This is a genomic window from Paenibacillus algorifonticola (assembly GCF_050481745.1).
Classification (GTDB): Bacteria; Bacillota; Bacilli; order Paenibacillales; family Paenibacillaceae; genus Pristimantibacillus; species Pristimantibacillus algorifonticola_A.
Map to the genome: position 1 here is coordinate 30,529 of NZ_JBCNGR010000006.1, position 13,418 is coordinate 43,946.

Consider the following 13,418-nt stretch of genomic DNA (forward strand, 5'->3'; position numbering starts at 1 on the left):
TCAACCCAGAAGGAGAATGTGCACATGGACTATAAAGACGCTTCGCTTCCGATTCAGAAACGGGTTCAGGATTTACTCGAACGAATGACAATAGAGGAGAAAATCGGCCAGCTCATCCAGCCTATGGGATGGAAAACCTACCTCAAGGAAGCGGACGGCACCGTACAGGTGACGGAACAGTTCAAGGAAGAGGTTGCGCGGGGCGGAGTAGGTTCTTTATACGGCGTGCTTCGCGCCGATCCTTGGACAGAGGTGACGCTGGAGACAGGACTAACGCCAAAACAAGGCGCCGAAGCGACGAATGAAATCCAGCGGTACGTGATCGAAAACTCCCGCCTTGGTATTCCGATCCTGTTCGGGGAGGAGTGTTCTCATGGGCATATGGCAATTGGGGCAACGGTATTTCCCGTTCCGCTTACGGTCGGAAGCACCTGGAACAAGGATTTGTACCGGGAAATGTGCGCGGCGATTGCGGCAGAGACTCGAAGCCAGGGGGGCGCTGCGACGTATTCGCCTGTCCTTGATGTCGTGCGCGACCCGCGGTGGGGGCGGACGGAGGAATGCTTCGCGGAAGATCCTTATTTGATCGGCGAGTTGGCGGTCGAGGCGATTAAGGGGCTGCAAGGGGAGCGGCTGGATACGGACAAAACGATTGTGGCGACGCTTAAGCATTTTGCTGCTTATGGCAGCTCCGAGGGTGGACGCAATGCGGCTCCCGTCCATATGGGGCTGCGCGAGCTTCATGAAATCGATTTGCTGCCGTTCAAAAAGGCGGTCGAAGCGGGTGCCTGCTCCGTCATGACGGCGTACAACGAAATTGACGGTGTGCCCTGCACCTCAAATTCCTATTTGCTGAACGACCTGCTGCGCGAGGAATGGGGGTTTGACGGTTTTGTCATTACCGATTTTGGCGCGATTCAAATGCTGGTCAGCGGCCACAATACGGCGGAGAACGGGGAGCAGGCAGTGGCGCAAAGCCTGAAAGCAGGCGTCGATATGGAGATGTCCGGCTATATGTATGGCAAGCATTTAAGGGGCGCGCTTGCGCAGGGGCTGATGACCGAGGATGAGCTGAATACAGCGGCAGGGCGGGTGCTCGACATGAAATTCAGACTGGGCTTATTCGAACGGCCTTATGTTGATCCTGATTTTGCCCAGCAGGTTATTGGGTGCGAGGAGCATGTGGAGTTGGCGAGAAGGGTAGCCGCGGAGGGCATTATTTTGCTCAAAAATGAAAAGGCCACGCTTCCGCTCAGCAAAGCAGGCGCCAAAATAGCCGTTATCGGTCCGAATGCGAACCACGTCTACAATCAGCTCGGTGATTACACCTCGCCGCAGCCTAAGGGACAAATCGTCACCGTGCTGGAGGGTATCCGCCGCAAGCTTGGCACAGCTGCGGATGAGCAGGTGCTGTATGCGCCAGGCTGCCGAATTAAGGGCGACGCCAAAGACGGCTTCGGCCATGCCCTTGCCTGCGCGGAGCAATCGGATGCCATCGTTATGGTCATCGGCGGCTCCAGCGCCCGGGATTTCGGGGAAGGCACCATTGATTTGCGTACAGGGGCGTCCGTGGTTACGGATAACGCATGGAACGACATGGAGTGCGGCGAAGGCATCGACCGTTCGACGCTTAATCTTATGGGGGTGCAGCTTGAACTGGTGCAGGAAATTTATAAGCTCGGCAAGCCGGTTATCATCGTCTACATCAACGGCAGGCCGATTGCCGAGCCTTGGATAGAGGAGCATGCCCATGCGATTTTGGAGGCGTGGTATCCGGGACAGGAGGGCGGCAATGCGATCGCGGACATTTTATTCGGCGACGTCAATCCTTCTGGGCGCCTTACCGTATCCATTCCGAAGCATGTCGGTCAGCTGCCTGTCTATTATCATTCCAAGAGAACGCGCGGCAAGCGGTATTTGGAGACGGATCTGGAGCCGCAATATCCATTCGGGTTTGGGCTGAGCTATACGCAATTTGGCTACGATAATATACGGGTTGTGCCGGAAGTGATGACGCCGGGCGGAGAAGCCGAGGTGCGAATTGAAGTGACGAACATCGGTGATGTGGCTGGTGACGAGGTTGTGCAAATGTATGTCACCGACATATCTGCATCGGTGACCCGTGCCGAGACCGCGCTCAAGGGCTTCCGTAAAATCCATTTGCAGCCGGGGGAGACGAAGCTTGTCACTTTCCCTGTGAATCAAGAGCATCTTGCGCTGATTAACACCCAGCTGGAGCCGGTTGTAGAACCGGGCGAATTCCGCTTAATGGTCGGCAGCAGCTCGAAGGATTGGCTGGCATGCAGCTTGCATGTTAAGCGCGAGGGGGAACAGGCATGATTCGAATTCAACGGTTCATTCAGGATATGGCCGAGCGGCAGTGGCTGGAGAAGGTGGAGCTTCCGCAGTGGCATATGCAAAAAGCGAAATATATCCGGCCCGGCGAATACGTGCTGGATGAGCAAAATGTCGGTGTGCAACATGTGAATCCTCTTTACAGTACACATGGCACGACTTATTTTTTAACGAAAAAAGCAGATATTCCGCAGGCTTGGCATTCAGATGTGGTTGGTCTTATTTTCGAAGCCGGCGGGGAGGGACTGCTGAAGGTGAACGGGGCTCCGTATCATGGGCTGGATCGCAATCACTGGTATGTGCCGCTTCCCGTGGACCGGGTAGGAAGCGCGCCGCTGCTGGAAATCGAATTGTACGATCCGATTCCCGAGCCGCATGATCCATTAAATCGCCAGGCGGTCATTCAGCCGCCAATCGCTGGCATCCGTTCGGCGCTCGTCCGAGTGAATCAGCCGCTGCAAAGCTTGATGTACAGCGTAACGGTGTTGTCGGAGTCGTTAAAAGCGCTGCCGGAGAGCGATATGAAGCGAAATCGCCTTGTGGGAGCGATTCATCGCATCATGGACCTTATGTATGCTGAATCGCAGCGCTGGAATGAGGCCGAGTGGGTGAACGGGCTGGAGCAGTCGCTTGCCCAGAAGGTGCAGGAAGAAGATCCGGAAGGCGGCCGCAGCGGCTTTATGCATTTGGTCGGCCAGTCGCATATCGACATTGCGTGGCTGTGGCCTGTCCGCGAAACGGTTCGCAAGTCCAGCCGCACGTTTTCGACGGTATGTACGCTGATGGATGAATACCCCGAATTCATTTATTCGCAGAGCCAGCCGCAGCTGTATGCCTTTGTGAAGGAGCATTATCCCGAATTGTATGAGCGGATTAAGGCGCGGATTGCCGAAGGGCGCTGGGAGCTGGTCGGCGGCATGTGGGTGGAGCCGGATTTAAATATTCCGAGCGGCGAGTCGCTGGTGCGGCAAATTTTATACGGTCAAAGCTTCTATAAGGAAGAGTTCGGCAAACGCTCCAACATCGAATGGCTTCCTGATACGTTTGGCTACTGCGCGTCGCTGCCGCAAATGCTGAAGCTGGCGGATATCCCGTATTTTATGACCACAAAGCTCAATTGGAATGACACGAACGCTTTCCCTTATGACTTGTTTGATTGGGTAGGCATCGACGGCACCTCTGTCATTGCCTATTTGAACCATGGGGTAAATGAGCATACCCGTCCCAAGGATGTCGATGAACATTGGAAGTCTTACAAACAGAAGGATTTGCATCCGCAGCAAATGCTGCTTTACGGGCATGGGGACGGTGGCGGCGGTGTAACGAACGAAATGGTCGAGTTTGCCGAGCGGTCTTCCTTTATGGTGGGTCAGCCGATCAGCAAGTTCAGTACGGCCGGGGCTTTTTTCGAGGGAATCGGAAAAAGCGGACAATCGCTGCCCAAATGGCATGGCGATTTGTATTTGGAGCTGCATCGCGGCACCTACACGACGCATGCAAGAAATAAGCGAAGCAACCGCAAGGCGGAGGTGCTGTACCGCGAAGCGGAGCTGTGGGGGCAGTTCGCTGGGCTATCGAGCACGGTGACGGAGGCACTCGATGAAGGCTGGAAGCTGATTTTGCTCAATCAATTCCATGATATTATCCCGGGAACGTCTATTCCTGAAGCCTATGTGACGTCTGCTGAGGAGTATGCAAAGGTGGTGGAGATCGGGACGGCTGCGCTTACCCGCTCGCTTGAGGCCATTGCAGGCGGCATTGCGCCAGATGGTGAGGGGCTGCCCTACATCGTGTTCAACAGCCTGGGCTGGGAACGCGGAGAAGTAATCAGCTTGACATGCGGCGCTGAAATGAGCGGCTTGTCTGTTGTTGATGTGAACGGGGAGCTTCTGGCTTGCGATGTCAAGCGGAGTGGGGACGTCCAGACGGTATCCGTGTACGTGCCATCTATCCCGGCCTTCGGTTATACAACGATATGGCTGCGTGCGTCAGCGCATACAGATGACGTTGCCCAGGATACGCAAGCAGACGAGGCCTTTCCTGCCGTTTGGGAGACGGATTTTTACACGCTAGCATTTAATGACGCAGGAGAAATCACCCGTTGGTATGACAAGTCTGTGCAGCGGGAGTGGCTGAAGCCGGGTGATAAAGCAAATGAGCTGCAGTTTTTTCATGATAAACCGACCTATTGGGATGCATGGGATATCGATCCGCGCTTTGAAGCGCAGCGTGCCGGCTCTGTGCAGCTGATCTCAAAAGAAGTTGTGCAGCGGGGCAGCACCAAGGATGTGCTTCGCTTCCGCTGGAAGCTGAATGACTCGGAAATTAGTCAGGATATGATTTTGTATCGCCATCAGCGCCGCGTTGATTTTCAGACGAAGGTGAACTGGACGGAGAGCCATAAATTGCTCAAGGTGGCGTTCCCGGTTGATCTTATTGCTGCGAAAGCGACGTATGAAATTCCATTTGGTGCATTGGAGCGGCCGACGCATAACAATACGAGCTGGGAGCAGGCGCAATTTGAAGTGTGCGGGCATCGCTGGGCCGATATTTCCGAGGGCAACGGCGGCTTGAGTGTGCTGAACGACTGCAAGTATGGATACGACATTAAGGACCAAACCATACGCTTATCGCTGCTGCGTGCGCCGAAATGGCCGGACGAGCATGCGGATCAAGGAGAGCATGAGTTCACTTATTCTGTTTTGCCTCATCAAGCGGATTGGCGGGGCGCTCACGTTGCTCGCCGTGCGATGGAATTAAATCATCCCGTCATGACGGTCGCAGGGCAGCCGAACAGTGAAGGGCTTCCTGCACTCCCTGCGGTTCCAGCGCTTCCAGCGCTTCCCGCACTTCCTGCACGACATGCATGGCTGGGATTTGAAAGCGAGCATGTCATTTTGGACACGATCAAAGCTTCCGAGGACGGGGCTGGAACCGTGCTGCGGTTTTATGAGTCATCGGGCGGAAGAGAGACGGTGCGTATCCAGTGGCCAGAGGAAAAAGTGAGGGCGTCTATTGTGAATTTGCTTGAGGATAAAATGGGGCAGCTGCCATGTGAGCGAGGGGCATTCGAGCTGGCATTCAAGCCTTTTGAAATAATAACGGTGAAGCTCGTTTCATCGGATCGGGAACAGGATCAGGAACAGGATCAGGAACAGGATCAGGAGTAGGCGGAGGGGAGCTGTAGGTTATGGAACGTTTTAAGCTGCCGAAGGTAAAGCTGCCGCAATTGGTGCTGCCGGAAGGAATAACAAAGGTGCTGGAGGAAGCGGAGGTTAAGCTGGCCCATCGCCCGAAGCTCCAGCAGCAATTTCGCAATTGTTTCCCCAATACGCTGGAAACGACAACGAAGCTGATGGACGACGGTACGACCTTCGTCATTACGGGCGATATTCCGGCGATGTGGCTGCGGGATTCAGTGGAGCAGCTCATTCATTATGTGCCTTTTGCCAAAGAGGATGCGGCATTGCAGCGATTAATTTCGGGACTCATTAAACGTCATATGATGTACATTGCGATTGATCCATACGCAAATGCTTTTAATGAAACGGCCAATCATTGGCATTGGGATGCCAATGACGATACGGAAATGTCGCCTTGGGTATGGGAGCGGAAATTCGAGCTGGATTCGCTATGCTTCTCGATACGCCTTTCCTATAGGTATTGGAAGGAAACAGGGCTCACTGATATTTTCAACGAGCAGTTCAAGCAAGCGCTGCGCTCTATTGTGAATGTATGGAAAACAGAGCAGCGCCATGCGGAGCAGTCGGCATACCGTTTCAAACGCTCCAACTGCCCAGCCATAGACACGCTGCGCAATGATGGGCTCGGAATGCCAGTCAATTATACGGGCATGGTGTGGTCAGGCTTTCGTCCAAGCGACGACGCTTGCGAGCTGCATTACAATATTCCAGCGAATATGTTCGCCGCGGTCTCGCTCGCTCAAATGCAGGAGATCGCGAGATGGGTATTCCGCGACGAAGCGTTTGTGCGGGAAATGGCCATTTTGGAGGAAGAGATCCGTCATGGCATACAGCTCTATGGGATGTACAGTCACCCAGTGTATGGCAGAATCTTCGCTTATGAAACGGATGGCTTCGGCAATTACTGCCTATTGGATGATGCGGGTACGCCAAGCTTGCTCTCCATTCCGTACATTGGCTACACCGACGCTCATGACCCGATTTACCAAAACACAAGACGCTTCATCCTGAGCCGAGACAATCCTTATTATTATGAAGGAACAGCTGCAAAAGGGATTGGAAGTCCCCATACGCCGCCGGGATACATATGGCCAATGGCTTTATCGATGCAGGGGCTGACGGCCGCGAGCGATGAGGAAATGCTTGCTATCATCAAAGTGCTGGAAGCGACGGATGCTGATACGGGCTTTATGCATGAAGGCTTTCATGCCGACGATCCCCACCAATTTACCCGTCCATGGTTCGCGTGGTCGAACAGCCTGTTCTCGCAGCTTGTTTACAAGGCGATGGCAAAGGGGATTCTGGAGCCGGAACAGTAAAACTTAAGCTGGCGAATTCTGTGTGGTGGCTGGCTGGATGTCTGGTTCATTGTGATGCAGCGGCTCGTATACTCGCGAAGAGGAATCAAATAACAGGTTCAACAGGAGGCCCATTAATCGATGAAACTAACAAATAAAATAGGCGTAATCGTAGACAGCTTCGGGCTGGGCGTGCGAGAGGGATTGGTGAAAGCCAAGGAGGTCGGCGCGGAAGGCGTACAAATTTATGCGGTGAAGGGGGAAATGGACCCGGAAAATTTGTCGCCTGCGGCACGCAAGGAGTTAAGAAGCTACATAGAATCGCTCGGCTTGGAAATTTCTGCGCTGGTCGGCGATTTAGGCGGTCATGGCTTCGGGGTCAAGGAGGATAATCGCTGGAAAGTGGAAAAATCGAAGCGCATCGTCGATTTGGCACTGGATCTCGGCACGACGATTGTAACGACGCATATTGGCATCACGCCGCACGATTCGTCCTCCGCTGCATTTCATACGATGCATACCGCATGCGAGGAGCTAGGCCAATATGCCAAAAGCGTCGGAGCCTACTTCGCCATTGAGACCGGCCCCGAAACGGCGGCCGACTTAAAAGCGTTTCTCGACACCTTGTCGACGAACGGCGTATCGGTTAATTTTGACCCGGCGAATATGGTCATGGTGACGGGCGATGATCCTGTGCAAGGCGTTCATCTATTGAAGGATTATATTGTCCATACCCATGTGAAGGATGGCGTTCGTCTTAAGGAGGTTGATCCGAGAGATGTATATGGAGCGGTCGGGTATGCTCCTATGGATCATGAGAAAATCGCGGAGATGGTTTCCTCCGGCTTGTTTTTCCGCGAAGTTCCGCTTGGTGAGGGCGGAGTCGATTTTAATCGTTATTTTCAGGCGCTGCAGGACATTGGGTATACCGGTTATTTGACGATTGAGCGCGAGGTAGGGACGCAGCCGGAGCTCGATATTCGTAAAGCGGTTGATTTTATTCGCAGCTACAGATAGATGGAAGACATACGATAAAAGCCTGTACGGGGCTGAATGGTAAAGTGGGGAAGTATAGCTTGAGTGAATGAATCCTGCTGGTTGATAGCGGGATTTTTTTGCGTTTGAAGGATCGTTTTCATACATAAGTGGTTTTGCTTTTATAGAAGGGATGCTTGTATAGTAAGAGGGTGGATATAGAGGTATGGGAGAAACAGGAGGAAATCAATTGAGTACACAAAGTATTGGAGTTCCATTAGAAGGTTTTGCAGAGTTTAGCCGGACGGTAGCTGCAGAGGGCACCGTATTATTGAAAAATGAAGGTCAGGTGCTTCCGTTTAAGGATGGTGACAACGTTGCTGTTTTTGGCAGAACCCAGGTGAACTATTATCGCAGCGGCACCGGTTCGGGCGGCAGCGTTCATGTTGCTTATACAACAAATTTGCTGGGTGGGCTTCGTGGCAAAAAGAATGTTGCTGTCAATGAATCATTGGCCGCTGTCTATGAGAAATGGATTGAGGAAAATCCATTCGACAACGGCGGTGGTGGCTGGGCAGCTGAGCCATGGCATCAGAAGGAAATGCCTTTAACGGATGAGCTGGTATCGGAGGCAAGAAGGAAGTCAAACAAGGCAATCGTGGTCATCGGGCGTACCGCAGGGGAAGACCAGGACAATGCCGATGCGGCAGGAAGCTACCAATTAACGGTGGATGAGAAAGCGATGCTGAAGCAGGTGACGGCTTATTTTGAACAAACCGTTGTTGTGCTTAATGTGTCGAACATTATAGACATGAGCTGGCTGAACGATGAAAGCTATGTGCATCCCATTGCAGGTGTCATTTACTCCTGGCAGGGCGGCATGGAAGGCGGCAATGCAATAGCCGATGTGCTGGCTGGTGATGTAACGCCAAGCGGCAAATTGACGGATACAATCGCTTATTCCATTAACGATTATCCTTCGACTCGGAACTATGGAAATGAATTTAAAAACGTTTATGAGGAAGATATCTATGTGGGCTATCGTTATTTTGAGACGTTTTGCCCGGAAAAGGTTCAGTTTGAGTTTGGCTATGGCATCTCGTATACGTCGTTCGACCTCAAGTCGGAGGATGCAAGGCTGACCAACGACGCAGGAGAACCATTCGTAGAAATTGACGTCAACGTAACGAATACGGGAACTGCTTTCGCGGGTAAAGAAGTGGTGCAGGTTTATTACGAAGCACCGCAAGGCAAGCTGGGTCAACCGGCTAAAGCGCTGGCCGCATTCGGGAAAACTAAATCGCTTCAGCCTGGCGAATCGCAGCGCCTTACGGTGAGCTTCCCTGTTTCTGCTATGGCTTCCTATGATGACGCTGGTGTGACGGGGCATCCTTCCGCTTATGTGCTGGAGGCAGGCACTTATCGTTTTTATGTGGGAACGAGTGTGAAAAAGGTAGCGGAAGTAGCTGTCGAGGCTCAAAACGGCTATGTCGTGGATACTCTTCAAGTTGTGGAGCAGCTGCAAGAAGCGATGGCGCCGACGGAAAGCTTTACGAGAATGAAGCCGGGCGCTCGCAAGCAAGACGGCTCTTATGAGCTTAGCTCCGTAGAGGTGCCGCAGCGGAAGATTTCTATGGCGGAACGGATTGAGACCAATCTACCTGCAACATTAGCACAGACGGGCAATCAGGGACATACGCTAAGGGATGTTTTTGAGGGTAAAATCGGCATGGAAACGTTCATCGCGCAGCTTAGTGATCAGGATTTGGCAGCCATCGTTAGAGGCGAGGGCATGAGCAGCCCGCTCGTTACATCGGGAACGGCTTCGGCTTTCGGCGGAGTCAGCGACCAGCTGTTCAACTATGGCATTCCCGTCGCTTGTACAGCAGACGGCCCGTCTGGCATTCGGATGGATAGCGGTCAGAAGGCGACTCAGGTCGCAATCGGCACCTTGCTCGCGGCAACGTGGAATACGGAGCTGGTCGAAGAGCTGTATGTGATGGAAGGCCAGGAGCTATTAAGAAATAACATCGATACGCTGCTGGGGCCTGGTCTAAATATTCGCCGGAGTCCGCTTAATGGACGGAACTTTGAATATTTTTCGGAGGATCCATTGATTTCCGGGATGTTTGCGGCAGCATGTACGAAAGGAATTATGAAGGGCGGTTCTAATGCGACGCTGAAGCATTTTGCCTGCAACAATCAGGAAAAGCATCGCAGCAAGGTCGATGCGGTCGTCTCTGAACGCGCTCTTCGGGAGATTTATTTGAAAGGCTTTGAAATTGCCGTGAAGCAGGGCGGTGCGAATTCGATTATGTCCTCCTACAATCCGATCAACGGACATTGGGCCGCTTCCAACTATGACCTGAATACGACGCTTCTTCGCGGCGAATGGGGCTTTAAAGGCATCGTGATGACGGATTGGTGGGCGATTATGAACGATGTCGTGGTTGGTGGCCCAGCGGATCGCAAATTAACGAACTGGATGGTTCGTGCGCAGAACGATCTGTATATGGTGGTGCCGAACTATGGTGCGGAAATCAATGGCTGGGATGACAATACGATTGAATCGCTTGAAAATGGCACGTTGACCCGCGGCGAATTGCAGCGCTCTGCCATAAATATTTGCACGTTCATCATGAACGCGCCTGTATTTTCGAGAAAACACGAAATCGTAGAGACGGTTGAAGCGTTCAAGGCGAAGGCTTCGCTTGGGGCGGCTGCTTCCCCAGAGGAAGTGCAGCATGTGCAAGTGCTTACCCAAAATGCACAGGTGAAGCCTTCCGCGGTCGAGTCGACCTTTATGAAGGTGGATCAAGCTGGGCAATACCGGATCATTGTCAGCATCATGTCTCCAGAGACGGAGCTGGCTCAAAGCGCTTGTAATGTAACGCTTAACGATCAACGGATGACGACCATTCAAACGAATGGAACCGAAGGCAAATGGATCAGACAGAAGCTTGTGAAAGTCGAGCTGGAAGCAGGCTTCTATGAACTGAAGCTGGAATTTATCAAGCCGGGCTTGCAAATAGAGTGGATTGAGTTTAAACAGGTTTAGAGGCAGATACGACAGCGATTATTAATAGTCCAATTCCAAGCCCCGACCAATCCCGGTCGGGGCTTTACAAGGATTTTCAGCCATTTTGTCGAATGATAGACGAGATGCTCGAAAGAGCAAATGAAAGGTAGGGGCCGTCGTGGATACGAGATTATGGATGTCAGTATTGCTATGCTTTGCGACGGCGCTGATGCTGTTTGTGTTGTTCCTGTCCTATCGGAAGCGCCATTTGCAGGTGGCGAGGACGATGGTTTACATGATAACAGCAGCATCCTGCTATGCGCTTGGCTATGCCTTCGAAATATTGAGCGTTACCTTGGACGGCGTAAAGCTGTCGCTTCAGTTCGAATATTTAGGCATTCCCTTCGTCTCCGCCTTCTGGCTGCTGATGGTGATCCAGTTTACCGGACTTGCGGCTCCTTACCGAAAATGGTTTGCGCTGCTGCTGTTTCTCATCCCGTCGGTCACGTTTCTGCTGCATCTTACTAATGAATGGCATCATCTTGTGTACGAGGGCTATTTTCCGAACCCAAACGATACGGTTCCGTTGTACAATACATTAAAAGGCCCGTGGTATGCAGTGCATGGCGTTTATAATTATACGATTTTGCTGCTGGGCATTCTGTTGTTTATTCCGATGTATATACGAGCTTTGCCCATTGTGCGGAAGCAGATTGTTCTACTCATTCTCGGAGCGGCGGCGCCGATGCTTTTTAATATTGGCTATATGTTTAATACGATCATTGACTTTACACCGCTTGGGTTCGCTGTATCGGGTGTTGTGTATGCGTGGGGGATTTTTAGGTTCGGATTGTTCCGGTTAACACCGCTGGCTTATGCCAAAATGTTTGATACCGTTCGCGACGGCGTCGTACTGCTAGATTATGACAATCAAATCGTGAACCACAATCGCGCAGCCGAAGAGGTGTTTCCCCAGCTTATGCAAATCGAAAGCTTCCCTGCCTTCGACAAGGAAATTGATATTGCCAGCGATGGGGTTTTTCAAGAGATTAGACGGCAGGTGCGCGGCACCTTCCATCTCGTTGATAACCTGCTGGACTGGTATCGCAGCCAAAATGGCGAGGTTGCATTCCGGCCGCAGGCCTGGAACCTGCAGCAGGTTGTCCGCCAAGCCTTATCGCTGGCAGGGGCCAGAGCGGCGATGAAAAACATTCAAATTTCCGAGCTTGTCGATGAGAAGCTGACGGTGAATGCCGATAAGGAAATGCTGGATCTGATTTTTCGGAATTTGCTGTCCAATGCGAATATACGGATATCGATGGAAAGATCGAGGTCAGCGCCTCTATTGAGCATAATGAGGTAACGGTATCCGTTAGCGACAACGGGAGCGGGATTGATGAGGAGACGGCGCGGCTGCTGCGCCATGATGAGCTCTTTTTCAAGGAGCCTGGATTTGCAAGCGGGGAGGACGGCAGCGAAATGAGGTTTGGTCTCGTATTGACGAGGGAATTTCTCCGCATGCATGGCGGCAGTCTCCGGTTTGAGAGCTCGTCGGGGCATTCGTGAATACGCAAGCGGCGGGCGATTTTCTCGCTGAAAATATCGACGTCGAGCTGGCGTTTGTCGACATCTCCATGCCGGGTGACAGCGGGCTTGCGTTTGCTTCCAAGCTGGACCAGGAGAACTGCAAAACTCAAATTGTGTTCGTCACCTCGCATAAAGATTATGCCGTTGATGCTTTCGAGCTGTCGGTGCTCGATTATTTGGTGAAGCCTGTTACGCAGGAGCGGCTGGAGCGGACGATTCATCGTGCACTGGAAAGCAGGAAAAGGATAGGCGATTCACATACGAGCAGCGCTCAAACTCAGCATGCCAATCGTGTCAGCATCACAGCTTTAGGCGATTTTTCCGTAAGAAATGAGCAGGGACGCGTGAAATGGCTTTCCAGCAAAAGCGCTGAGCTGCTTGCCTATCTGCTGCTGAACCGTGGACGCAGAATTTCGCGTGCCAGGCTAATTGCAGATATTTTTGCCGGGATGACGAGTGTAAATGCTGAGAAGTATTTGAATACGACGGTCTATCCGTTTCGCAAATCGTTGGAGCCATTAGCGCTTCGAGATGCCATTCGCTCAGAAAATGACGGCTACGCGCTGGAGCTAGACGATGCAATGATTGATTTTGAGGAGTTTGAGCGTCAAGCGAGCAGGTTTAAACGGGTGGACGCTGCTAATATGGAGGACGCGCTGAAGGTGGAAAGGCTCTACACAGGGGACCTGTTCGGCAGCAAAGCCTACGTGTGGGCTATACATGAAACGGATCGGCTGGCGGAAATTTATAACTCGTTCGTCAAAAATGTAGTGGAGACGCTCTTCGTTCTCTCCAATACGGCCTCAGCATCGAAGCTGCTGCTAAAGCTATATGCACAAAATCCCCTTGATGAATCCGTCCTGAGCTTGCTGCTCCGCAAGCATGCGCAGGACGGAAACAAGAAGAGACTTACAGCCCAATACACCGACTATGTGAAATTGATCAAAAAAGAGCTCGGCCTACGTTGATACACGCTGAACT

8 protein-coding genes are annotated in these 13,418 nt (G+C 52.2%); all 8 read left to right on the forward strand.

What is annotated here, in order from left to right; translation table 11 throughout:
• Window positions 1-24: 24 nt before the first annotated feature.
• Window positions 25-2,340, forward strand: coding sequence for a glycoside hydrolase family 3 N-terminal domain-containing protein (locus ABEW34_RS03745; protein ID WP_430154983.1), 2,316 nt, complete (start codon window positions 25-27; stop codon window positions 2,338-2,340).
• Window positions 2,337-5,525, forward strand: a complete 3,189-nt coding sequence (locus ABEW34_RS03750; protein WP_430154985.1) for an alpha-mannosidase — start codon at window positions 2,337-2,339, stop codon at window positions 5,523-5,525. Before ABEW34_RS03745 ends, ABEW34_RS03750 begins: the two co-directional genes overlap by 4 nt.
• A 20-nt stretch (window positions 5,526-5,545) precedes the next feature.
• Complete coding sequence (locus ABEW34_RS03755; protein WP_430154987.1) at window positions 5,546-6,877, forward strand: glycoside hydrolase family 125 protein; 1,332 nt, start codon at window positions 5,546-5,548, stop codon at window positions 6,875-6,877.
• Window positions 6,878-6,997: 120 nt separating this feature from the next.
• Window positions 6,998-7,873 carry a sugar phosphate isomerase/epimerase family protein gene (locus ABEW34_RS03760; protein WP_430154989.1) on the forward strand — a complete coding sequence of 292 codons (876 nt, stop codon included), beginning with the start codon at window positions 6,998-7,000 and terminating at the stop codon, window positions 7,871-7,873.
• Between the two features lie 184 nt (window positions 7,874-8,057).
• Complete coding sequence (locus tag ABEW34_RS03765; protein WP_430154991.1) at window positions 8,058-10,889, forward strand: glycoside hydrolase family 3 C-terminal domain-containing protein; 2,832 nt, start codon at window positions 8,058-8,060, stop codon at window positions 10,887-10,889.
• 139 nt (window positions 10,890-11,028) lie between these two features.
• Window positions 11,029-12,213 carry a histidine kinase N-terminal 7TM domain-containing protein gene (locus tag ABEW34_RS03770; RefSeq protein WP_430154993.1) on the forward strand — a complete coding sequence of 395 codons (1,185 nt, stop codon included), beginning with the start codon at window positions 11,029-11,031 and terminating at the stop codon, window positions 12,211-12,213.
• Window positions 12,195-12,416, forward strand: a complete 222-nt coding sequence (locus tag ABEW34_RS03775) for an ATP-binding protein (protein ID WP_430156149.1) — start codon at window positions 12,195-12,197, stop codon at window positions 12,414-12,416. The genes ABEW34_RS03770 and ABEW34_RS03775 overlap by 19 nt, the downstream gene beginning before the upstream one ends.
• The gene (locus tag ABEW34_RS03780) at window positions 12,413-13,405 is read left to right on the forward strand and encodes a response regulator (protein ID WP_430154994.1); all 993 of its coding nucleotides are present in this window, start codon (window positions 12,413-12,415) and stop codon (window positions 13,403-13,405) included. Before ABEW34_RS03775 ends, ABEW34_RS03780 begins: the two co-directional genes overlap by 4 nt.
• The last annotated feature ends 13 nt before the right edge of the window (window positions 13,406-13,418 follow it).